This window comes from Streptomyces pactum (assembly GCF_002005225.1).
GTDB classification, from domain to species: domain Bacteria; phylum Actinomycetota; class Actinomycetes; order Streptomycetales; family Streptomycetaceae; genus Streptomyces; species Streptomyces pactum_A.
Window position 1 is genome coordinate 2,272,247 of sequence record NZ_CP019724.1, and the last position, 23,159, is coordinate 2,295,405.

General features: G+C 71.8%; 13 protein-coding genes. 1 reads left to right on the plus strand and 12 read right to left on the minus strand.

The window, feature by feature from the left end; genetic code table 11:
• Positions 1 to 544 precede the first annotated feature (544 nt).
• The 6 genes from B1H29_RS09255 to B1H29_RS09280 form a co-directional block, all read right to left on the minus strand.
• Positions 545 to 1,201 carry a 4'-phosphopantetheinyl transferase family protein gene (locus B1H29_RS09255; protein ID WP_055419783.1) on the minus strand — a complete coding sequence of 219 codons (657 nt, stop codon included), beginning with the start codon at positions 1,199 to 1,201 and terminating at the stop codon, positions 545 to 547.
• Positions 1,202 to 2,533: 1,332 nt separating this feature from the next.
• Positions 2,534 to 3,787, minus strand: a complete 1,254-nt coding sequence (locus tag B1H29_RS09260; RefSeq protein WP_055419784.1) for a hypothetical protein — start codon at positions 3,785 to 3,787, stop codon at positions 2,534 to 2,536.
• Positions 3,784 to 5,700 carry a CocE/NonD family hydrolase gene (locus B1H29_RS09265; protein WP_055419785.1) on the minus strand — a complete coding sequence of 639 codons (1,917 nt, stop codon included), beginning with the start codon at positions 5,698 to 5,700 and terminating at the stop codon, positions 3,784 to 3,786. The genes B1H29_RS09260 and B1H29_RS09265 overlap by 4 nt, the downstream gene beginning before the upstream one ends.
• Positions 5,701 to 5,785: 85 nt before the next feature.
• On the minus strand, positions 5,786 to 6,034 hold the full coding sequence (locus tag B1H29_RS09270; RefSeq protein WP_055419786.1) for an acyl carrier protein: 249 nt from the start codon (positions 6,032 to 6,034) through the stop codon (positions 5,786 to 5,788).
• Positions 6,035 to 6,068: 34 nt separating this feature from the next.
• Positions 6,069 to 6,920, minus strand: coding sequence for a 3-hydroxyacyl-CoA dehydrogenase family protein (locus B1H29_RS09275; RefSeq protein WP_055419787.1), 852 nt, complete (start codon positions 6,918 to 6,920; stop codon positions 6,069 to 6,071).
• Between the two features lie 52 nt (positions 6,921 to 6,972).
• Entirely contained in the window at positions 6,973 to 12,402 is a 5,430-nt protein-coding gene (locus B1H29_RS09280) for a type I polyketide synthase (protein WP_055419788.1), read from the minus strand.
• A 557-nt stretch (positions 12,403 to 12,959) separates the two neighbouring features.
• Here B1H29_RS09280 and B1H29_RS09285 point away from each other — a divergent pair.
• Complete coding sequence (locus B1H29_RS09285; RefSeq protein ID WP_055419789.1) at positions 12,960 to 13,760, plus strand: thioesterase II family protein; 801 nt, start codon at positions 12,960 to 12,962, stop codon at positions 13,758 to 13,760.
• Here B1H29_RS09285 and B1H29_RS38030 read toward each other — a convergent pair.
• Genes B1H29_RS38030 through B1H29_RS09310 form a run of 6 tightly spaced genes read right to left on the minus strand, consistent with a single transcriptional unit; the run spans position 13,721 to position 23,040 of the window.
• The gene (locus B1H29_RS38030; protein WP_055419790.1) at positions 13,721 to 14,806 is read right to left on the minus strand and encodes a phosphopantetheine-binding protein; all 1,086 of its coding nucleotides are present in this window, start codon (positions 14,804 to 14,806) and stop codon (positions 13,721 to 13,723) included. The genes B1H29_RS09285 and B1H29_RS38030 overlap by 40 nt on opposite strands.
• Positions 14,788 to 15,564, minus strand: a complete 777-nt coding sequence (locus B1H29_RS38035) for a hypothetical protein (protein WP_055419791.1) — start codon at positions 15,562 to 15,564, stop codon at positions 14,788 to 14,790. The genes B1H29_RS38030 and B1H29_RS38035 overlap by 19 nt, the downstream gene beginning before the upstream one ends.
• A 5-nt stretch (positions 15,565 to 15,569) precedes the next feature.
• Positions 15,570 to 17,336 (minus strand): non-ribosomal peptide synthetase, encoded by a 1,767-nt coding sequence (locus B1H29_RS09295; protein WP_159027807.1) that lies wholly within the window; start codon positions 17,334 to 17,336, stop codon positions 15,570 to 15,572.
• A gap of 32 nt (positions 17,337 to 17,368) precedes the next feature.
• Complete coding sequence (locus tag B1H29_RS09300) at positions 17,369 to 20,485, minus strand: non-ribosomal peptide synthetase (protein WP_055419793.1); 3,117 nt, start codon at positions 20,483 to 20,485, stop codon at positions 17,369 to 17,371.
• Positions 20,475 to 21,719, minus strand: a complete 1,245-nt coding sequence (locus B1H29_RS09305; protein WP_079160125.1) for a cytochrome P450 — start codon at positions 21,717 to 21,719, stop codon at positions 20,475 to 20,477. Before B1H29_RS09305 ends, B1H29_RS09300 begins: the two co-directional genes overlap by 11 nt.
• Positions 21,712 to 23,040 (minus strand): condensation domain-containing protein, encoded by a 1,329-nt coding sequence (locus B1H29_RS09310; RefSeq protein ID WP_055419794.1) that lies wholly within the window; start codon positions 23,038 to 23,040, stop codon positions 21,712 to 21,714. The genes B1H29_RS09305 and B1H29_RS09310 overlap by 8 nt, the downstream gene beginning before the upstream one ends.
• Between the last annotated feature and the right edge of the window lie 119 nt (positions 23,041 to 23,159).

Genomic DNA, 23,159 nt, shown 5'->3' on the forward strand with positions numbered 1-23,159 from the left:
TTTGCAACTGTGACACTGATCGCTCTGCTGTACATCGTTCGACACTTCGATTCCCGTCTGCACCATGGGAAGTCCCCGGGCCTCACACTGTCACTGCATACCGCAGACATGAAGGAAGAGAGGGAGAACCGGGCACCCGCTGCGACGCGTGCAGCAGAACGACAAAGGTTAGCGGTTGCAAACCGTAGAAACGCGAGAGGTCGAGCTCGCGCGATCCGCACCGCGGCCGCATTCGCCGCACCATGCCCACCTGCCCCCGTACGAGAAACTCAGAACCGCAAAGGGATATTCAGCAGGCCCCGTTCCCTCACCCCTGCATCAGCTCCATCCCGCTAAATACAACGTCCCGCTTTCCGAGTATGTCACAGACATGACCAGCCTCAACCGAGAATTCTGTGACCTGGCTCACCGGCCCATATTTCCGTCATCGGAATTGACACATCCGAAGTCACCGGATGGCGACTTCACGTCGACGGTGTTATTACTTCGATGGTGTGCGCATGGCGACGAACCGGCTGTCTCCCGGACGCCGGCACGCGCTCGGTCAGGACGGCGCCGCCGGCACTGCGAGGGCGGTGACGATCAGCCCCTGCTCCACAAGCCACCGCCCGGTGAACCCGTCGGCGGGCACCGCGGGATCGGCCGTCAGCAGCCGGGCCGAGAAGGTGCCCTCGTACTCGATCGTGATGTCCGCCTGCTCGAAACCCAGCCATCTGCGGGTGAGCGGGAACCACGCCTTGTACACGCACTCCTTCATGCTGAACAGCAGCCGGTCCCAGTCGACTCCGGGGTCGAGTCGCGCCATGTCCGCGATCCGCAGCCGCTCCGCCTCGAGCCCCACGAGGCGCAGCGCCCCGTCCGGCAGGGGCAGATGGGGTTCGGCGTCGACACCGATCGCGAGCACGCCGTCGGACACCCGGGCCACGGCCGCCCCCTGGTATCCGTCGCAGTGGGTCATGCTGCCGACGAGGCCCTCCGGCCACACGGGGGCGCCGCGCTCGCCCGGCAGGATGGAGACGGGGCCGACACCCAGGTCCGCGAGCGCTCTTCGCGCGCACCGGCGGACGGCGGCGAACTCCCGTCTTCGCTCTTCCACGGCGCGGCTCACGACCTCCGGCTCCCCGTCGAGGAGTGGCGCGTCGGGCGGGTCGCCGCACGTCTCCGCGACGGCCACCGCGGCCGGTAACAGCTTTTCGATCATCAGCGCTCCCCCGCAGATGCGGTGGGCCCTGCAGCCCACCCGTCCCGCGGCCACTCCTCGCACGGGATTCCCGGAGAGTGGGTGACCTCGGTGCCGGCGATACGACTTTTCGACCGAACCGCCGGAGAACACCGGCCATTTACGATCACGCCCGGCCCGAGCCACGCTACGTCAACCGGCGGACCCCGGCAAGCGTTTCCGAGAAGGCTCACACCCGCTTCCCAGACGCCCATCCGGCGCTCAACTCCATACGCGAACTTTCCCGACATGGAGGGCGAGTTGGACAGTAAGCCTTGCATGCCGGAGGAACCTGTCAGAGCATTCGACCGTTCTCGATCCGAGATACACCGGCACCACGACGGAGACGCCTCCGTATTCACCGAATCACGAGGAACCGCACACTGCATCGGAGGAAGCGACAATGGCTGCCTCTGGGCAATCCGACGTGGATGTTTTCCCTCTCTGCCTGAGCGGAAGCGTCTTCGGCCGGACCGTCGACCAGGGCACCTAGCGCCGTCCTCGACGCGTACTTCTCGGCCGGCGGGAATTCGGTCGACACCGCCGGTTCGGCACGCGCAAGGTCCGGGACCAGGTGGTCATCGCCATCGAGGTGGGCCGTAAGGAGGGCACACCCTCTGGAGAAGAAGCCCCGGTGCGGTGGCGCCGGCCCGGTTCGCCGCCGTCCGCCGACGAACCGGACACGACGGCACGACGACCTTCGCCCGTCAGCACACCGTCCTGATCGGTTTCGACTCCTCGAATCTTTCACAAGTGCCGCGCGCCCCGGATACGATAAATACACTACTGCGGAAGAAGCGCCGTCCTGTTTCGCCGTGTTACTCGGGGCCGTCGAGGACGGCGTGGCCCATGTCGCCGAGGTCGAGTTCGCCACCCATGCGCGGGCAAGCGATCCGACCGCCATGGCGGAATTCTCCGGCACCAACACCACGTGCTTCGAACCGGCCTTTGGGAACCTCGCCGGGGGTTCCGGTGCAGTTCCGGGATCTGATACGGATACAACGGCAGGCCAGGGGCACCAGCGGCTCGACATACGGGCCGTACATATGCATCGGGACTCCACATAGGGCCGCCTGCCGAACGGGCACTGACCGGCGGCGAACACCTCATACCGATGGACCGGTACATGTTCGACAACACCAGATATCCGGTTACCACGATCTGTTATCCGGAATCCACCGATGGAAAGCCGTCGTCGGCGCGCGCGCCGCACGGGGGCCGAGCCGCGGTGGACCGAGCCGCCGCGGGACGACCGCGTCGCGGCCCTGCGAGGCCTCGCGACGCGCTCGTCCCGCGGTCGGCGTGGGTGTCGCGTCAGACCGCCCCGCCGTAGGCCCGGGCTCCCTCGCGCACGCGGTCGGGCCAGTCGGCGGAGTCGAGGCCGTACTGGCACAGGAAGGCGTAGACGAGCCGCTCGAGCCCGAACCCGACGCACGCGCTGCGCGCCGCGCCCTGCGTGCCGTAGTCGATGCCGAAGCCGCGCCCGAACAGGTCGTCGTGGAAGTTGAAGGAGCCCACCGCGATGGTCCGCCCGGGTGCGACGGTGAGGCGCAGCTCGTACTTGAGCTCCAGCAACCGCTGCGACCAGATCCGCGCGGAGGTGTCGCCGCCGCCGAAGAACGGGTCGTTGCCCACCTCGCAGAAGCCGCTCAGGCCGAGATCCTCCACGAACCCGAAGATCTTCCGCATGAACAGTTCGCGCGAGGCGAGGACGTCCTCGCGCGGCCCCATGAAGACGATCTCGCGGATGGTGAAGTCCCACAGCCGTTCCATCGTCGTGGCGTAAGCCGCCTCGAAGCGGAAGGACTTGCCCTTGGCCGTGACGACGTGCACCCCGTCCGTGTCCAGCGTCCGCCCCCGGTACTGGTGGAACGTGTGGTAACACATGGTCGGCGGCAGGCAGTAGTCCACGTTGCGGCAGGCGTCGAGGACGGTGGAGTCGACGCCCGTCTCGGCATAGGACTTCTGGAAGCCCTGGTACACGTCGATGTCGTTGTGCAGCCGGGTCACGAACATCAGGTGCTGCGGGAACGAGGCGAAGTAGCCGGCCGTCGCAAGGGCCCCGGTGCTGATCAGCGTCGGGTAGCGGTACTCCGTCGGACTGAAGTCCTCGGCCAGGATCCGCTTCACCGCCCCGTCGAAGTACGCGAGCAGCGACAGCAGCGGCTCACCGACGGCGACCTGTCCCTCGCCCGCCTCGGTCACCGCGCCCGCCCGCGCGAGCAGTTCGAACGTCCCCTCCTCGACCACTCGCTCGTGCGGGGACGTCCACACCGACTTCGGCGGGGTCGTCCGCTGCCGGCGGACGTCACCGTCGACGACCCGGTTCACCTTCTCGGCGAGCTCCCCCGCAGGGAGCGGGGTGGCCGAGCGGAGGGTCACCCCGCGCACCTCGCCGTCGGCCGTGTCCAGTTCGTATCCCGTGATCTTCGAGGACACGAAGAGGAGGCGGCGCTCGATCTCGGCGGCGAGCTCCCCGGCCACCGGGGTGTGCAGCTCGACCCGTGTACGGAACTCCCCGGTCCCCGCGCCCGTCGGCGCGGTGTCCTGTCGGGTGGTGTCGGTCATGTCTCTTGCTCCTGAGCGGCTGGGAGGACAGGGAGGCCGACGAAGGACGCGTGGGCGCCTCTCCGGTGGATCTGGACGACGGGCGGCGGGTGGTGCGCGGAGGTCTCGGCGTTGTCCCGGTCGCAGCAGGTGACGGCGATCCGGAGCCGGTGCCCCGGAGCGAACACGTGGCTGATCGGGTGCAGGTCGAAGACCAGCGCCACCGGCTCCTCGGGCAGCGGTGAGCGGGTCCGCTCCGAGCACGGGTGGTACGGCAGCGAGAGGTTGTCGTACGGAGCGGGGCCCAGCGCCCGGTGGGAGGCGCGCATCACGCCCTCGGTGACGTAGTGGGAGACCCCTTCGGCGTCGACGTCCTCCAGGTAGACGAAGAAGTCGCCGTCCGGATGGGTCGACGTCACCCACAGTTCCGCGACCGGGTGCCCGGTCACCTCCCGTTCCCGTTCCAGCGGGGCCGTCGTGTAGGTGAGGGCCGTCCGGTCGTTGCCGTTCATCGGCTCGTAGCCGAACGGTCCGCCGTAGGCGTCGGTCCAGCGGGTCGCCGTGCCGGAGGTGGCCGTGTAGTCGACGACGAGGTCGTCCACGCCTCCGAGCCGCGAGGGCGCCCGGTCCGTCAGCGTGCCGTCGTTGACGGAGGTCGCGGGCAGGTCCGGGCCGGGACCGAAGTACATCCGCGTGGTACGGACCCCGGCGGGCGGCCACTGGTGCGTGGTGCGCCACTCCTCGCCGGGGGGCGCGTTGCGCCGGCGGTAGCGGATGGGCGGCTCGTCCATGACGCCGGTGTCGACGCCCTTGAGCCAGTGGTCGAACCAGCGCAGGTGCTCGGCCGCCAGGTCGACGCCCTCCCTGCCGTTGTGGGACCAGTCGCCCACGAGGAGCTTGCGCGGCCCGGTGAGATTGGCGTGCCACAGGAACGCGTCCCGCACCCATGTGTCGTGCCAGCCGGTGAGCTGGTACACGGGAACGCCCGCGGCGGCGATCGCCGCGACGCGGGTGGAGGGGCTCTGCCGCGCGTACGGCGGCTCGTCGTCGCCCTCGCCCCGGCTGTCCCGGAAGGGCAGCGCAGCGGCCCTGGCGAAGACGTCCGTGTTGGCCCGGTGCTCCTCGGCGGCCGCGCGCACGGCCGCCGAGTCCTCCCGTACGGGCGCGGCCCCGGTCTCCGTGTCCAGCCGCCGCACCATCGCGCCCCAGTTCCGGATGAAGTCGTGCCGGAACGCGCCTCCGGGACGGAGGAACGAGTAGAGGTCGAAGAGCGCGACCTGCGGGAAGATCGCCTTCAGGCTGGGCGGGGCGGTGCCGGCGGCGAGGAACTGGGTGATTCCGAGATAGGACTCGCCGTACATGCCGACGTTCCCGTCGCACCAGTCCCGCGCGGCGAGCCATTCCGTGATCTCGTAGGCGTCCCGGCTCTCCTCGGGGCCGAACTCCATGCCCCGCACGCCGCTTGAGGCGCCCGTGCCCCGGGCGTCCGCGGCGGCGATCACGTAGCCGTCGTCGAGGATCCGGCGCAGCCAGGGTCGGCTGTCGAGCTTGGTCCAGGTCAGGCCGTCCACCACGTCCGAGCGGTGGTAGCGGTCGTGGCACCAGAGGGCCGGCAGCGGCTCCTCGACCACCCGGCCGTCCCGCTTGGGACGGAGCACGTCCACGGCGATCCGGACGCCGTCGCGCATCGTGACGTAGTGGGTGGAGGACTCGATGCCGTCGACGGCTTCGAGGTAGGCCAGGACGTCCGCCGACCGCTCCTCCAGCAGTGTCCGCAGCTCCTCGTCGACTCCGCCCGGCGGCGTCTCGTGGTGCAGCCGGCCGCCGGCCGCCCACACGCGGACGTTCGAGGCCCGCAGCCGCAGCAGCAGAGGGACGACGGACGCGCCGGCCGCGCCGGGGCCCGGTACGGCGTCCTCGGTCCGCGCCGTCATGTCGTACGCCTTTCTGTCTCGCGGGTCACCGCGGACGACGCCGCGCGTGGCCGTCGGGGACGGCCACGCGCGGCGTTCCCGAGGGTCACGCCGCCGTCGTGGTCTTCGACGTCACCAGGCGGACGAGTCCGTCCACCGTCCGGAAGTTGTCGAACTCCATGTCGTCGGGGGTGAGCTGGAGCGAGAACTCCTGCTCCACGAAGAGCGCCAGTTGCATGGCGAAGAGCGAGTTGACGTATCCCAGCGCGAAGATGTCGTCGCTGTCGGCCAGGGCCCGGCCGTTGAGCTGCGGCGCGAGGAACTCCCGGACCCGGGTGCGCACGTCGTCCTGCATCGTTCTGCCTCCAGTGTGGGGTGGGGTGGGGTGGTCAGTAGGTGTAGAAACCGCGTCCGGCCTTGCGGCCCAGCAGCCTGGCGTCGACCATTCGCTGGAGCAGCGGCGCCGGGCGGTACTTGCTGTCCCGGAAGCTCTCGTACATGACGGTGAGGGAGTTCAGGATCGTGTCGAGGCCGATGAGGTCGCCGGTCTCCAGCGGGCCCATCTTGTGGCCGAAGCAGCCCTTGAACATCCGGTCGACCTGCTCGGCCGTGGCGACCTGGTCCTGAACGCAGAAGATCGCCTCGTTGATCGTCAGCATCAGTACGCGGTTGGTGACGAAGCCCGGGGCGTCCTGGACGACGATGCCCTCCTTGCCGAGGTCCCGCAGGAGCCCCAGCGCGGTGTCCAGGGTCAGCTCCGAGGTGAAGTGGCCCTGGACGACCTCGACCGTGTCCATCAGCGGCACGGGGTTCATGAAGTGCAGCCCGAGCACGTGCTCGGGGCGCTCGGTGACCGAGCCGACCCGGGTGATGGGCACCGCGGAGGTGTTGACGCCGAAGACGACCTCCGGACGGCAGATCTTGTCGATCTTCTCGTAGACGTCGCGCTTGATGTCCCAGTTCTCGGTGACGTTCTCGACGACGAAGTCCGCGGCGCTCAGGGCCGACAGGTCGGTTCCGGTGGTGATGCGGGCGAGGATGGTGGCCGGGTCGTCCTTCAGGCGCTCCGCGCGGAACATGCCCTGCAGCCGCAGGTCGCTCCCGATCTGTGCCGTGGCGGAGGCGAGCTGCTCCTCGGACACGTCGATCAGCAGCACGTCGAACGCCGACTGGGCCAGGGACTGTGCCACTCCACGGCCGATGGTGCCCGCGCCGATGACACCCACCGTACGGATGTTCATGCTGATACCGCCTCAGATGATTGGAAGGGGGCGGCCGAACGGGTTCGCCGTCTCAGCCGTGGGACTTCTTGCCGTCGAGGTGTGTCGCCAGGTCGGCGACCGTGACGTACCGGAACAGGTCGACCATCGACACCCTGACGGCCATGGTCTTCTGGATGCTCTGTGCCATCCGCAGGGCGACGAGGGAGTCCCCGCCCAGCGAGAAGGCGCTCTCATGGATGTTCAGCCGGTCCAGACCGAGTTCCCTGGCCCAGATCCGGGCGAGCTGGTGTTCCGTCTCGCTGTACCCGCCGTCCTCCCGGCCGAGGAGCGTGACGCCTTCGGCCGGTGCGGGCCCGGCGGACGCGTCCGCCGCCGGCCGGCGGGACTCACCGCCGGCCTCGGCGACCCGCTGCCGGACGGACTCCTCCAGGACCAGCGGAGCCCTGCGCAACTGGGCCGCCAGACGGTCGGGGTCCACGGAGCCCAGCACCCCGTAGTTGATCTCGCCGACCACCACGGGCGAGCAGGGCGCGGCGAGGATCTCGTCCAGGCTGCCGAGCCCGTCCTCCACGCTGATCGACCGGAAGAAGCCCTGGTCCCGCTGGACGCCGTGATCGAACGCCATGCCGGTGTCCAGCCAGTCGGTCCAGTCGACGGTGACCGTCCTGCGGCCCAGAGCGGTGCGGTGGTCGGCGAAGTGGTCGAGGTAGGTGTTGGCCGCGGTGTAGTCGCCCTGGCCGGCGACGCCGAACACGGAGGTGGTCGATCCGAAGCAGAGCATCAGCTGCGGCGGATCGTCCGCGGTGACGAGGTCCAGGACGGTCGCGCCGAGCACCTTGGGGGCGAGGGTGGCCCGGAACGTCCCGGCGTCCTTGCGGAAGAGGAAGCCGTCGCCCGCGACGCCCGCCGCGTGGATGACACAGGCGATACGGCCCAGGTCGGCGCGGACGGCACGGACGACGTCCGCCATAGCGGCCTCGTCGGCCACGTCCGCCCGGTAGCAGCGCACCCGGGCACCCAGGTCCTCCAGCTCCCGCAGGGCGGTGAGCTGCCGGTGGCGTCGCGGGTCCTCCGCGCCCGTCTCGTCACGGTGGTCGCGCGGGTCCGGGGCGCCGCGGCTGACAAGCGCCAGACGGATGCCGGGTACGGTGCGGCTCAGATGCCGGGCCACGGCCAGTCCGAGGCCGCCGAGGCCGCCGGTGATGAGGTGGACGCCCTCGGGGCGCTCGTCCTCCTGGCGGGAGCGATCCCGCAGGTGCAGCGGCGCCAGCTCGGTGACATGACGTCCGCCACCGCGGAGCGCGACCATGGTCGGTGACCACGGCCCGAGGAGTTCGGTGCACAGCGCGACCGCGTCGGTGTCCTCGTCGACGTCGAGGCAGAGGACCTCGGTCCCCTCGTGCTCCTGGCCGATGACCTTCGCCAGGCCGAACAGGGTCGCGTGTACGGGGGCCGTGGCCGGCTCGTCGCCCGTCACGCGTGCCACGTGCGGGGCGATCACGGCGAGCCGGCCGGGGACGGCGTCCCGTGCCGCCAGGGCCCGCACCAGGTGGAACAGGCTGTCGGCCCCGCCGCGCAGCCGACGGTCGAGCTCCGCGACCCCGCGCTGGGCGTCGGCGGCGGGGGCGGCGACGAACACCGCTTCGCCGGGCACCGCGTCGCCCAGAGTGTCGAGCAGCCGTCCCCACCCCTCGGCCGTGGGGGGAACGCCGTAGTGGTCGTCGCCGGGGGCGCTCCACTCCCCCGCGAGCTCGGCCGTGATCACCCGTACACCTCGGGAGCGCAGCGAGACGCCCAGGTCCCCGGAGAGCCCGCCGCCTTCCGTCACGAGGAGTACGGCGGCGGGCGCCTCTCGCTGCTCCGTGACGTCCGGCGCGGGGATCCAGCGCAGGGTGTGGTGCCGGGAGTGCGGGCGGATGCGGGCGACGGTGTGCCGCGGGTCGGGGACACGCTTGACCGTGAAGCCGAGGATCTCCACCGCGGTGTTGCCGTCGGCGTCGCGGACGGTGACGTCGACCTTGCGGATCTCGGTGCCGCGCCCGGCGTCCGGGTGGGGAGTGATGAGACTGGTCCCGGTGGGCGGCAGCGGCGCGTGGATGCGGAGCACGTCGTACCCGACGGGGAGGAAGAAGGCGCGGCTGCCCCGGTACTCCTGTACGTCCTCCCGGGTCTCGTGGACGGCGAATCCGCTGAAGCCCGTCGCGAGGTCGAGCAGCGCCGGGTGGAGGACGTGGTCCTCGCACTCGGAGCGGTACCGCTCGGGCATGTCGAGGATGCCGAGCGCGGTGCGGACGCCGACGTGCATGGTGCGCAGGCTGTCCGTCCAGCGGCGGCCGAACTCCATCACCTTGTGCTCGGCCTGGGCCCTGCCGAGGTCGACGGTCTCCAGAGCGCACCGCGCAAGCAGGGCGTCCGGGTCCTGGCGCGGCGGCGGGACGAGGCTGCCGGCGGCGGCCTTGCCCTGGACGTGGACGGTCCACACGTCGCGCTCGGGGTCGTGGCCGGCCACGGAGAACTCCACGGTGTCGTCGTCGAGTTCGCGGACGGTGGTGTGCACGGTGCGGGGCTTGTTCTCCTGCACGAGCAGCGGCACCAGGAAGTCGACGTCCCTGATCTCGGTGACGGGGCGGCGCAGATGCGCTGCGGCGGCGGCCCGGCCCATTTCGAGGTAGGTGGTCCCGGGGACGATCGCCTCACCGAGCATGCGGTGTTCGGCGAGCACCCAGTGGCGGTCGAGGGACAGCTCGGATGCGAAGACGGTCTGTCCGGCGGAGCGGAGCAGCACCTCGTCGAGCAGCGGGTGGCGGCCGGGCTCACGGGACACCCGGGGGGCCGCGGGCTCCAGCCAGTAGCGCTTGCGCTCGAAGGGGTACGTGGGCAGGGGAACCCGGCGCCGCCCGTCCTGGCCGTAGTAGCGGGCCCAGTCCGGCGCCACCCCGAGGAGCCACTGCTGGCCCAGGGTGCGGCGCATCGTCTCACCGGCACCGCGCGGGTCGCGGCGGTGCGGCAGCGACGCCGTGGCCGTGACGCCCCCGGTGCCCGCGTCGGCGAGCGTCCGCCGCGCCAGGCTCGCGAGGGTCTGTCCGGGGCCGACTTCCAGGAGCACCGGTGCGCTCTGTGCCAGCAGGCGCACACCGGCGGCGAACTCCACGCACTGCCGTATGTGGCGTCCCCAGTACTCCGGGTCCCGCGCCTGCTCCGCCGTGATCCAGTCACCGGTCACGTTGGAGACGAACGGAATACCGGGCGCCGCCCGCTCCACCCGGGCCACTGCCGAGACGAATCCGTCGACGACCGGTTCCATGAGTACCGAGTGGAACGCGTGGGACACCTCCAGCGGCCGGGTCGCCCACCCGCGTTCGTCGGCCGTCACGGCGAACTCCTCGACCGCGTCGGCGGGCCCCGACACGACGCAGTCGCGGGGGCCGTTGTGCGCGGCCAGGCAGGCCCCGTCGGGCAGCGCGGACTCCACCGCGTCCCGCTCGGCCACCACGCCGAGCATCGCTCCGGCCCCACAGCTCTGCATCAGCTCACCGCGCAGGGCCACCAGCCGCAGCGCGTCCTCCAGCCGGAAGACTCCGGAGACGCACGCCGCGACCCACTCCCCCAGGCTGTGCCCGAGCAGGTGTGAGGGTTCCACACCCCACTCCCGCCACAGCGCGACCAGGGCGTACTCGACGACGAACAGCGCCGGCTGCGCCCACCGCGTCTGTCCCAGGAGCGCGGCTGCGACCGCGTCCTTCGGGAAGAGGACGTCGCGTACGTCCCCGTTCAGGTGGGGCCGCAGGTGCTCCGCGCAGGTGTCCACGGCCGACCGGAAGGCCGGCTCGGACGCGTAGAGTCCGCGCCCCATGCCCGGGTACTGGGCCCCTTGCCCGCTGAACATGAACGCGACGTGCGGCGCGCTCGGCGCGGCCTGCCCGCTCGTCACGTACGCGGGGTCGCGGGTCTCCAGCGCGGCGGCCACCGCCTCGGCGTCGGTCCCGCACACGGTGCGCCGGTACGGGAAGTCGCGTCGGCCCGTGGCCAGGGTGAAGGCGGCGTCGGCCAGTGCGGGACGCTCGCGGCGCAAAAACGCCGCCAGCCGGTCCGAGGCTTGGTCCAGGGCGTGTTCGGAGCGCGCCGACAGCACCAGGAGTTCGGACTCTCGGGGGCTCGGTGCGGGTTCGGGGGCGGGGCCGGCCTCCTCGAGCACCACGTGCGCGTTCGTGCCGCCGAAGCCGAACGCGCTCACCCCGGCGCGGCGCACCCGCCCGGCCGTCCGCGGCCACGCCCCGAGTTCCGTGTGCACCCGGAACGGCCCGTCCGTGAAGTCGATGTCCTTGTTCCCCTCCACATGGTTCAGGGAGGCGGGGAGTTCCTCGTGGCGCAGGGCCAGCACGGTCTTCAGCAGTCCGGCCATCCCGGCGGCGGCGTCCAGGTGCCCCACGTTGGATTTCACGGAGCCGATCCGCCAGGTTCCCGGTGCGCCGGCGAAGGCCCGAGTCAGGGCCTGGACTTCGATCGAGTCACCGATCAGGGTGCCGCTGCCGTGCGCCTCCACGTAGTCGATGTCCCCCGGCTCCAGCCCGGCCGTCGCCAGGGCCTCCGCGATCACCGCGGCCTGCCCCGCGACGCTCGGCGCGGAGAAACTCGCCTTGACGGCACCGTCGTTGTTGACCGCCGTGCCCCTGATCACCGCGTGGACGGTGTCTCCGTCGGCGAGGGCGTCCGCCAGTCGCTTCAGCGCCACCACCCCGACGCCGTTGGCGAAGACCGTCCCTCGGGCGGCGGCGTCGAAGGGCCGGACACGGCCGTCCGGGGAGAGGAACCCGCCCTCCTGGTAGGCGTAGCCGGTCTTCTCCGGGACCTTGTACGAGACCCCGCCGGACAGGGCCATGTCGCACTCGTAGCCCAGGAGGCTCTGGCAGGCGGCGTGCAGGGCGACCAGCGAGCTGGAGCAGGCCGTCTGGACGGGATAGCTCGGTCCCTTGAGATCGAGCTTGTAGGAGACCCGCGTGGTCAGGAAGGCCAGTTCGTTGCCGAGGCCGATGTTCTCCCCGCGGATGCCCTCCCCGTCGTCCATGTTGCTGAGGACGTTCCCGATGTACGCGCTGCTGCTCGCGCCTCCGAAGACCCCGACGGTGCCCGGGTACCGGGCCGGGTCGAGGCCCGCGTGCTCCAGCGCCTCCCAGGCGGTCTCGAGGAACAGCCGGTGTTGCGGGTCCATGATCTTGGCTTCCCTGGCGGTGTAGCCGAAGAACTCCGCGTCGAACAGGTCGATGCCCTCGAACGAGGGGCCTGCCTTCACGTAGTGCGGTTGCCGGGACTCCTCGGCGTCGACCCCGGCCGCCAGCAGATCGTCGTCCCCGAACTCCACGACGGACTCGACGCCGCCGCGCAGGTTCGCCCAGAACTCGGTCAGGTCCCGGGCACCCGGGAAGCGTCCGGACATCCCGATGATGGCGACGCCTTCCGGCACGGACGGGTCGTCGAACCCCTCGTCGTTCGTGTCGCTCATCACTGCTCCCTCCGTCCTGCACGCGTCCATCGGTGCTGCCGAGGCCCCCTGCGGCCTGCTGTCTTCGCGGTGGTGGGCCAGGGCGCTCCCGCCGCGCGGTCGTCCGCGTGCCGGGCGGGCCGCTGCATACCTCAGGTACGGGCGGCCTGCGCGGCCGTGGGCGAGTGCGACGGCGGTGCCGGAGTGACGGACTCCTGGGACCCGAGGGGCAGGAGGCGGGCGTCGGCCTCCTCAGGCCGGACGGCCTCACCGGCCTCGGTTCCATCGGCGTTGTTTGTTGCCCCGTACCGCACTCATTCCCCCAACGACTGCCCTCGAGAATCTCGAAAGAGCAGGAAATCGATGCTGCTCGATGGTCCATCGCTCGGTGTTCGCAGCTCACGTCGATCGGCAGTGAGACTAACCCAGGATCCCACGCGCCACAATGGCTTCCGGCGTGACGTGCGCGATAGGAGGCGAAAGCGCCTGGAACCCACTCCTCACGCTCGCCCCGGAGACAGCTCTGTGGCACGCTGTTCTGGCCGATGAGCAGGACCGGAATCAGAAAGAGGCCGCACATGCACGGCAATGCGCCCACGCGCCCCTGGATCCACCGACTGTCGAAGACGAATCCGCCCGGAAGTATACGGCTGTTCTGTTTTCCTTATGCCGGTGGCGGCGCTTCCACATTCCGCGGTTGGGCCGAGCTGCTGCCGGACGAGATCGACGTCCACGCCATTCAGCCGCCGGGCCGCGAGGACCGGCTGTTCGAGGACCCGGTCGACACCTTGCAGGCGACTCTGGACGCCGTCGTCCCGGAGCTGCTGGAGTACTCCAAGGAGCCGTTTGCCCTGTTCGGACACAGTCTCGGGGCGATCGTCTGCTGGGAGGCAGCCCGCGTTCTGCGCGAGGAGCACAACCTTGAACCGGCCCGTGTGTTCCTCTCGGGATGCCGCGCCCTGCCCGCCGTGCACGACGGCCGGCGGGACCTTCACACACTGCCCGAAGCGGAACTCATAGAGGAACTCCGGCTCATGAACGGAACACCGGAGGAGATTCTCCGGAACGCCGACTTCATGCGGATGCTGCTGCCCGCCGTAAGGGCGGACTATGCGATGCTCTCACGCTATTCCTTTCTTCCGTGCAAGCCTCCTGGCGCACCGGTGACGGTATTCGGCGGAGCGAGCGACCCGGGCGTGGGAATGAATCACCTCCAGCAGTGGTCCGAGTTGATCGAGGGAGAGCTCGACTCGGTGGTCCTGCCCGGCGACCATTTCTTCCTGCATGCGTCGCGGGAGCCCCTTCTCGCGGAAATGGCGAAACGTCTCGTCGGGCCCGTTCAGGCGTCCGGGCGGGAGTCCTCACTCGGTTCGCTCTGACCTCTTCGGCCGTCGTCGATGTCCTTCATGGCGTTTTCGACGGCCTTCAGGGTCGGCTCGTGCGCGATCATCTCGAAATGGTCGACGGGCACCCGGTACTGCTGGTAGTCGGTGAGCCCGAGGTCGGGCCAGTCGGTCACCCGGTGGAGGGTGCGCTCGACGTCCGACGGGTCGTCCCGGTCGTCGGTCGAGAAGAGCCGCACGGCGAAGTCGCCCGGCTCGGGCACGTAACCCGACACCGCCGAGCCGACGGAGCCGAAGACCCGCAGTCCGGCCTGGAACTCCGCGAAGTCGGTCTCGATGGGGTCCGGCCCCTGCGTGCTCACCGCCTGGTACACCTCGGCGGCGTCCGGCTCCTGGCCCTCCGGTATCGCGATGCCCGCCTCGTGCGCGACGGACAGGAGCTTCTCCCCGGCGGCCTCGGCCACCGTCAGCGGCGGGCAGTACAGCGAGGTGTTGAGCAGGACGACGGAGCGCACGTCCCATCCGCGCCGCCGCAGTCCGGCGGCGAGTTCGTAGGCGAGGATGCCTCCCACGCAGTATCCGGCCAGGTGCAGGCTGCGCGGCGCGTCCGCCTTCTCCAGAACTCCGACGAAGTCGTCGACGATCTCCGCGAGCGTTCCGCAGGGCGCACCCTCGGCCGGGTCGAGGCCGCAGGCCTGCAAGCCGAGCACGGGGCGGTCGATCGGGTCGCCTCCGAAGCGGTGGAGGCCGATGACGCCGCCGCTCGCCGCCGGCACCAGCAGGAGCGGGGCGCCGGTGCCGTACGGGTTGAGGGTGAGCAGCCGGCCGCCGGGCCCGGGGGTGTCGTTCCTGATGCGGGCGCTGAGGCCGCCGAACGTGGGCGCCTCGAACAGCGTCTTCAGGGGGACCCGGGTACCGAGGGCGCCCCGCAGAGCGGCGACCAGCTTCGCGGCGAGCAGGGAGGACCCGCCCGACCCGAAGAAGTCGGCGTCCAGGGAGGCGGGCGGCCGGCCCAGCACCCGGGACCACTGGGCGGCCACGACGGCCTCGGTGGCGTCCCGCTCTACGAAATGCGACTGCACGGCGCTTCCTTCCCCTGGTCGCTCTCGGCTGCGCGGGCCGAGAGGAGTTCCGACAGCAGCGGCGTCACCGCCGGAGTACCGAACAGCTCTTTCACGGTCAGTCCGGTGCGGTGCACCGACCGTGCGTCGGCGTCCGGCCACTCGGAGCCCTCGCTGAGGATGACGTGCCCGAGCTGCAAGGGGTCGGTGCGGTCGGCCGCCGCGGACAACGTGAAGCCGAGCCAGGCCCGCTGCGCCTGCGTCAGCTCGTCGGCGATGTCGTCGTCCAGGTCGGGCGCGGTCCGGGTGACAAGGGAGCGGAGGAAGGCACTCGCCTCCCGCAGGGCCTCGGACGCCGGGAGGCCGGTGATGTCGGGCAGCTCGGCGGGGTCCAGCGCGTCGTCCATGTCCAGGGCGAGGTCCAGCAGCAGTTCCCGGGGCGTGCCAGGGCCGGGGACCACGGGGTCGAGGACGACGAGCGGTGTGCCGGGCACGGGCAGTTCGCCGACCAGCAGCGCCGCGAGTTCGACGGCGGAGCAGTAGGCAAGCACGGCCCGTGGCGGGGCGCCGGTCGCGATCCGGGCCGCCCAGTGCCGAGCCTGCGTCGCCAGGTCGGGGACCGTCTCCGCGAGTCCGGGGTAGCGCAGCGGATCGATCCTGAGGCGGTGGGCGTGCAGCTCGGGCGGGAGGACGGGGTCGAAGCTGCGCGGTGGTATCTCGTTGCCGAACTCGATGACGACGACCGGCCGGCCGTCGTGGGGAGTCGTCTCGCCGGACATTCGCTTCAGTCTCCGTTCTTGGGCGCCGCGTCGACCACGGCCGCCAGCTCCGCCAGGACCGGATGGTCGAAGACCGCCTGCAGGCCCACCTTGACGCCGAACCGGTCGCGTACCTTGCCGATCATGCGTGCCGCGAGCAGCGAATGCCCGCCGACGTCGAAGAAGTTGTCGCGGGCGCCCGGCACGATGCCGGTCAGCTCAGTCCATATCCCGGCGATGGCCTCCTCGGTGGAGCCGGGCGGGAAGGCCGCCTCGGGCCGCTGTGCGGGCTCGGACGGCGCGTCCAGCAGGGACTTGCGGTCGATCTTGCCGTTCGGGGTCAGCGGCATGGCGTCCAGCCGCTGGACGCGGGAGGGGACCAGGTACCGGGGCAGCCTCGCCGCCAGCACCTCCTGCACCGTCTCCACGGTGGCCCCGCCGCAGTAGAAGGCGACCAGGGAGCCGCCCGAGCCGTCGTCGCACAGCACGACCGCGGACTGGCTGACCTCCGCCAAGGTCAGCATGGTGTGCTCGATCTCGGCGGGTTCGACGCGGATGCCGCGGACGCTCAGCTGGGCGTCGCGCCGTTCGACGAACTCCAGGTCCCCGGAGTCCGTCCAGCGGCAGACGTCACCCGAGGCGTACCAGCGCTCAGCGGCGGCGGGGCTCCCCCCGGCGGGCCCGGCGTCCGAGACGAGGGCCGCCGCGCCGAACCTCTCCTCGGTGAGAGCGGGGTCACCTCGGTACCCGGCGGCCAGGACCGCCCCGCCGATGAGGAGTTCGCCGGTCGCTCCGGGTCCGGTGACGTCGTGGCCCTGACGATCGACCAGCCGGACGCGCGCGCCGGTGATGGGGGTGCCGATGACCGGAGCGCGGCCGGGGTCGCCGCCGCCGCGCAGGTCCCGGCTGGCGGTCGTGACGACGGTCGCCTCGGTGGGGCCGTAGTGGTTGTGGACGGCGGCGGGGAACGAGGGGCTCGGCCACACCCGCAGCCGGTCACCGCCGGTGAGCAGGACCCGCAGGGAGCGCGGGGGCGAGTCGGAGCCGATCAGTTCCTCGGCGAGCGGTGTGCTCAGGAAGCACTGCTCGATCGCGTTGTCCTGGAGGAAGCCCGTGATGGCCGTCACGTCGGCGCCCGGGGGCTCGGCGGGCAGGACGAGGGTCGCACCGCTGGCGAGCGCCGCCCAGGTCTCCCAGACGGAGGCGTCGAACCCAAGGCCCGCGAAGGCGGCCACGCGCGTGCCGGGCCCGGTCCCGTAGGTGGCCCGGTGCCAGTCCAGCAGGTTCACCAGGCTGGCGTGAGCGACCTCCACCCCCTTCGGCGTCCCGGTGGAGCCGGAGGTGTAGATGACGTACGCGAGGGCGGACCCGACCGCTCGCGGCTCCCGCGCGGGGCCGGGGAGAACGTCCTGCGGCGTGGGCACCGTACGCGGCACCCGGTGGCGCAGATCGGGGCGGGCCAGCACGGCGAACGGCCGCGCGTCGTGGAGGACCGACTCGATGCGCCCGTCCGGGAGGGCCGGGTCCAGGGGCAGGTAGGCGGCCCCGGCGCGCCAGGCCGCCAGTTGGGCGACCACGCCCGGCACGCCCCGCTCGTACAGGACGCCGAGCAGGCAGCCCGGTTCGAAGCCCGGCGTCTCCTGGAGCCGTGCCGCCGCGGTACCGGCCTCGTCCCACAGACGCCGGTACGTCAGCTCGTCCTTGCCGCACTCGACCGCCGTCGCCTCGGGGTCCGAGTCGACGATGCGCCGCAGCAGGCGCACGACCGTCCGTTCCTCTGGAATGTCCTGCATGGGGAGGTGGGGTCCCTTCGAGTGGTGGTCGTTCACAAGCACTGGGAGGCCGGCGGCTTCCCGGACACCAGCAGCTCCTCGTAGACACGGGCGAGGCGGTGCGCGGTGCTCGACGCGACGCGGTCGGCCTGGAAGCTGATGTCCACCCGCAGCCCGCCGTCGGCCGTCGGCCAGATCTCGCAGACGATCTCGTGCATCGCGGCGGGTGGTTCCATCGGCAGGCGCCGCACCGCACACCCGGCGAGGGCGAGCTCCTCGGGCACGCCGTTCTGCACGGCGAACATCGTCTGGTACAGCGGGTTGCGGCCCGTCCTGGGCGGCCGGATCGCGCGGACCACCTCCGAGAACGCCACGTCCTGGCGCGCGAAGGCGTCCTCGACGGCGGGGCGTGCCGCCTTCGCCAGGTCCGCGAGCGCCGGCGCGCCGTCACCTTCCGGCAGCCGCAGGCACACGACGTCCACCAGGCAGGACACGGCCGCCATGGAGGCGGGTCCGGAGCGGCGCACGAGGGGGACGCCGATGCCGAAGTCGTCCTGTCCGGTCACGTCGGCGAGCGCGGCGGCGTATCCGGCCGCGAGGGGCAGGAACAGGGTCGCTCCGAGGCGGCCGGCCTCGGCGCGGAGGCGGGCGGTGACCACCGGGTCCACGGCGAAGCCGAGGCTTTGGGCAGGCTGCTCCGGCTCCGCTCCGGGCGCGGGCAGGGCGAGGTCCGGCAGGTCCGCCAGGTGCCGGGTCCAGTAGGCCAGTTGGGCGGCGGTCTCGTCGGGGTCGTCGAACCGGGCGGCCTCGTCGGCCAGCCCCCGCAGGGTCGGCGCGAGGCTTTCGAAGTGCGGATCGGCGCCGCGGCTGCGGGCTTCATAGGCGTGTGTCAGCTCGGTGATGAGGAGGTCCTGCGACCAGCCGTCGAAGGCGATGTGGTGGACGGTGAGGCCGACCAGCGCCGTGTCGTCGTCCACCGGGGCGCACACGCATCGCCACACCCGCGCGTCCTCGATGCGCAGGGGGCGGTTCATCGCCTCCTCCACCAGGGCCCGCGCGTCCTGGGTCCGGTCGCCGGGGGTGAGCGTCTCGACGCGGACGGCATGCGCGGTCTCGGGCGCCAGAGCCACCGGCTCGGGGTCGAGTCGGTAGGCCGATCTGAGGGCCTCGTGGCGCCGCTGCAGGTCGTTGAGGGCCTGTTCCAGGGCGGTGGTGTTCAGCGGACCGGTGACCTCCCACAGCAGGTGGCACAGGGCGGTGGAGTCGCTCGGGTCCAGCTCGTGCAGCAGGCCGAAGTGGGCCTGGATGCCGTCGAGGCGGACCCGGTCGGTACGGCCGGCCGGTTCCGCCGGGGCGGCGGGGGAGCGGGTTTCCAGGAACTCCGCGAGGCCCTCGGCCGTGGGGTTGCGCAGGAAGCCGGAGACCGGCACGGAGATGCCCGTACGGTCCGAGAGGCGCGCGCAGAGCCGGATGGCGTCGAGGGACGTCCCGCCCAGAACCGCGAACGGCGCGTCGGGCGCCGCGTCGGTCTCCAGGAGGGCGCGGATCTCCTCCAGGACGACCGCCGTCCACGGGCTCCGCGGCTGTGCGGGCCCGCCGGGAGCGGTCGTCTCCTCCGGCGGGCCGGCGGGTGCCCGCCGGGTCGTCGACAGCAGCCGCGCGGTGTCCGTCTTGCCCGTGGGCGACAGCGGGATGGCGTCGACGCTCCGCAGGTCGTCCGGGACGCTGTGGGGAGGCAGCCCGGCGACGAGGTGGGCGCGCACGGCCGCCGGTGCGACGGCGTCCCCGGGGGCTCCGGGCTCCGCGACGTAGAAGAGCACCATGGCGGTGTAGGCGCCGTCCGGGCCCGGGACGGGCACCGCCACCGCCTGCTTGACGTGCGGCAGGGCGAGGCAGACGTTCTCGATCTCCAGCGGCTCGATCCGCCGTCCCCGGATCTTGACCTGGCGGTCGGCCCGGCCGACGTAGTGGAACAGTCCGTCAGGGGTGGTGAACCCGAGGTCCCCGGTCAGGTAGAGGCGGACGGTCCGGCCGCCGACGGGGGTGTCCACGAAGCGTGCGGCCGTGTCCTGCGGCATGTCCAGGTATTCGACGGCGAGGCCGTCCCCGCCGATGCAGATCTCCCCGGTCTCCCCCGGCGGACATGTCCGGCCGTCCCGCAGCACGTGGACGGTCGTGTGCGGCACGGGCCTGCCGATGGGGATGCCGTGCGGGAGTTCCGTGTCCGTCGGCACCACGTCGTGTGTGGTGGTGAAGACGCAGGATTCGACCGGCCCGTAGCCGTTGGTCAGCCGCACCTCCGGGTAGGCGTCCAGGAAGCGGCGCACATGGTGCGGTGACAGCCTCTCGCCGCCGGTGATCACGTGCCGGAGGCCGAGGAAGCAGGAGGGGTCCTCGTCGACGAAGGCGTTGAACAGGGAGGTGGTGAGCCATGCCGTGTCGACGCCCTGGTCGCGTACGAGCGCGGCGAGCCCCGAGGGCAGCAGGTACTCGTCCTCCACCAGGGCCACCGTGCCGCCGCTGGTGAGGGGCCCCCACAGCTCCAGGCTGGCGACGTCCCAGGGGAGCGCGGCCGATGCGAGCATGACATGGCCGGGGCCGAGGTCGGCGAAGCCGCCGGGCTGGAACAGCCGGGTGGTGGCCCGGTGCGGGGTGACGACGCCCTTGGGGACGCCGGTACTCCCCGAGGTGAAGAAGACGGTGGCCTCGCTACCGCCGTCGCAGGCCACGGCCCGGACGCGGCGCCGGCGCCGTACCGCCTCGTCGACGGGGTGGTCGGCCGGGGACCAGGTGGGCACGCGGAGGTCCTGGGGCTTCTCGACGACCGCGAGCGGCGGTCCAAGCCGCCGGAGGATGGAGTCCAGCCGCTCCTCGGACCAGCGCGGGTCCAGGGTGGCGTAGGCGGCCCCGCACTTGAGCACGGCGAGGACGACGGCCGCGTACTCGGGCGAGCGGCTCATCAGCACGGGCACCCGGTGTCCCGCGGAGACGCCCAGGGCACGCAGTTCGGCGGCGTAGTCGTCGCCGGCCGCGTCCAGTTCCCCGTACGTCAGGCGACGGCCGCCCTGCACGACGGCGGCGGCGCCGGGCTGGGCGCGGGCCTGGTGGGCCACCGCCTCATGGATGAGCTCACCGTGGACGTACTCGGTGGTTTCGGCGTCACGCGCCATGGCGGGTCCCCCCTGTGACCTCGAGGTGTTCCAGGACGGTGAGGCCGTAGTGCGACCGGGTCACAGGGGCGGCGGCCTCCTCGATCACGTCCCATCGCTCGCCGAGCCTGCGCAGGGCGACCTCGGCCTCCAGCCGCGCCAGTCCGGCTCCCAGGCAGTAGTGCGCGCCGAATCCGAACGTGAGGTGCCGTCTGATCCCCCGGCCGGGCCGGAGGTGGTCGGGGCCGTCGAAGACGTCCGGATCGCGGTTGGCCGCCCCCAGCATGATCAGGACGAGGTCGCCGGCCGCGATACGCCGCCCCGCCACGTCGACGGGCGCCACCGCGAAGCGGGCGACCTGCTGGACGGAGGTGTCGAAACGCAGCAGTTCCTCCACGACGGCGGCCGGCTCGGCCTTCAGGACGTCCGGCCCGGCCCCGGCGTGCAGGGCCGCCCGTACGGCTTTGCCGATGAAGGTGGAGGTCGTCTCGAAACCCGCGTAGATGAGCAGGCTCGCCGTGGCCCACACGTCCTGGAGTCCGATCTCGCCGCGCCGGTGCGCCTCGCGCAGCAGCCACAGGCCCGAGTCCTCGGGCACCTCTCCCCGGAGCGCCTCGTCGACTGCCGCGGTCACCTCGTGCAGCGCCCGGTACCCGCGGGTGACGACCTCGGGGAGGTAGTCCGCGACGAGCAGCGCGGCGATGTCGGGAGCCCACACGGCGAGGCGGGGCGCGATGTCCTCGGGCAGCCCGAGGATGTGACAGATGACCCGGCTCGACAGCGGTACGGCCAGGTCGTCCATGACGTCGAGGACGTCGCGTTCCGGCGCGAGGAGTTCGTCGACGAGCCCCTCCACGAAGGTGCGTGCCGCCGCCAGGCGTTCGGCCGAGAAGAGCGGGGCGACGATCCTGCGGGCGTCGGCGTGCGCGGGGTCGTCGTTGAACATGAACCACTTGCGCACCAGTTCGGAGGTGCGGCTCCCGTCGCCGCCCTCGCCGTCGGCCGGAGTGTGCAGCCTGCTCCTGCCCTGTTCGGGCCAGGCCGCGGAGAGGGACGGGTTGCGCAGCAGTTCGGTCACCTCGCGGAATCCGGTGACCAGCCATACGCCGAGGTCCTCGTCCCAGCGGACCGGCTCGTCGTCCCGCAGGTGGAGGTAGTCCATGCAGGGGTCGGCCTGCGCCCGGCCGGTCACGTGGTACGGGCACCGGCCCGTGCGCGGAGCGGTGTCCGGGGCCGCCTGCCGTGTGTCACTCATGGGCGGCGTTCCCGTCCTGGGCGGGCGGCGGCGGGCTCACCTTCCGCAGCGGGGCCAGGTCGACGGCGCCCACGGTGTCGGATGCGCCGTCGGCGAGGCTCACCAGCGCGGCCTCCACGGAGGCGAGGAAGCGGCCGGTCGCCCCGGCGCCGAGGTAGTCGTCACTCGCGGTCAGGGACAGGTGCAGGCCGGAGCCCGTGGCGGCCCTGAGGTTGAAACGCGGCCCGCTCTGCCAGGCGCCGGCGAGCCACTCGACGTCGTCGAGCGCGGGTGATCCTTCGGCCGGGGGCCGGGCGATGTCCCCGAGGTAGTTGAAGTAGCAGTCGAACTGCAGGGGGTCGGGGTTGGCGCAGCCGGTCTCCGTGAGCCGGGCGCGGAGTTCGTCGATGCTGTACGAGCCGTGGAGCAGGCGTTCCAGGCTGTTCATGTAGAGCGTGCGCAGGAACACCGCGGGGGCGGCGTCCCGGTCGGCGGCGACGGTCATCGGGGCGAGCTGGTTCATGCTGCTGAGCAGCGCCTGCCAGCGCTTGTCCATGCGGTTGCCGGCGAGCAGGCCGAACGTGGCCCGGTCGCGGCCCTTCAGGTCGAACAGGGCGAGGGCGGCCGCGCCGAGGATCACGGACTGGACGGACACGGCGAGACGTTCGGAGACCGCGCGGGCGGCGTCCTGGGCCCGCTCGGAGTACAGCGCCGCCCGGTAGCGCCGGCTCGTGTCGCCGCCCTGCCGGTCCTCGTCGACGAACCCCCGCCACTCGTCGAGCCAGAACTCGGTCGTCTGCGCACGCTGCTGTGCGTCGCCGTGCTGGTCCAGCGCGAGGTCGACGGGCTGCGGCGGGTCGGGGGCGAGCGTGCCCCCGGAGACGAGCGTGCGGAACTCGTCCTCCAGCAGGGTGCAGGCGGCGCTGTCGACGGCCAGGTGGTGCACGACGCACACCAGGTGCGTGGCGACGCCCTGGTGGACCCCGACGGCGGCGCGCCAGGAGTGCTCCACGTCGACGCGGATCTCCTGCTCCGCCCACTCCCCGGCGACGCTCAGAGCCGCTTCCCGGGTGGGGGCGGGCAGTTCCACCGTGTCGAGCCGGACGCCCTGGAACGGCCGGACCGTCTGGGTGGGCTCCGCGGCACGGCGGTCGTAGACGGTCCGCAGCGCCTCGTGCCGCTCGACCAGCCGCGCCCAGGCCGCGGTGGCCTCGGCCACGCCCGTACCGGGAGGGACGTCGAGGACAAGGGGGAGATTGCCGTCGCTCTGCTCGTCGGGCCCCGACAGGTCGAGGTCCCTCAGCACCGATAGCTGACCGAAGGTCAGCGGAGCGGTCTTCACCTGGCTCAACTCGTTGCCTCCATACGCTTGCTGATGTCCTGGCACGTCGGCGGGGGCGCGCGGCTCTCGTTCCGTGCGAGGCCCCCGTCCGGGGTGGGGCCGGCGGGCGCGGCCCGTGG

Coding starts and splice junctions, on each gene's coding strand:
- B1H29_RS09270 (WP_055419786.1), bottom strand. CDS start 6,034: ATGCAGGACGACGTGCGCACCCGGGTCCGGGAGTTCCTCGCGCCGCAG.
- B1H29_RS09260 (WP_055419784.1), bottom strand. CDS start 3,787: ATGACCGACACCACCCGACAGGACACCGCGCCGACGGGCGCGGGGACC.
- B1H29_RS09295 (WP_159027807.1), bottom strand. CDS start 17,336: ATGCAGGACATTCCAGAGGAACGGACGGTCGTGCGCCTGCTGCGGCGC.
- B1H29_RS09285 (WP_055419789.1), top strand. CDS start 12,960: ATGCACGGCAATGCGCCCACGCGCCCCTGGATCCACCGACTGTCGAAG.
- B1H29_RS38035 (WP_055419791.1), bottom strand. CDS start 15,564: ATGTCCGGCGAGACGACTCCCCACGACGGCCGGCCGGTCGTCGTCATC.
- B1H29_RS09305 (WP_079160125.1), bottom strand. CDS start 21,719: ATGAGTGACACACGGCAGGCGGCCCCGGACACCGCTCCGCGCACGGGC.
- B1H29_RS09265 (WP_055419785.1), bottom strand. CDS start 5,700: ATGACGGCGCGGACCGAGGACGCCGTACCGGGCCCCGGCGCGGCCGGC.
- B1H29_RS09275 (WP_055419787.1), bottom strand. CDS start 6,920: ATGAACATCCGTACGGTGGGTGTCATCGGCGCGGGCACCATCGGCCGT.
- B1H29_RS09300 (WP_055419793.1), bottom strand. CDS start 20,485: ATGGCGCGTGACGCCGAAACCACCGAGTACGTCCACGGTGAGCTCATC.
- B1H29_RS09255 (WP_055419783.1), bottom strand. CDS start 1,201: ATGATCGAAAAGCTGTTACCGGCCGCGGTGGCCGTCGCGGAGACGTGC.
- B1H29_RS09280 (WP_055419788.1), bottom strand. CDS start 12,402: ATGAGCGACACGAACGACGAGGGGTTCGACGACCCGTCCGTGCCGGAA.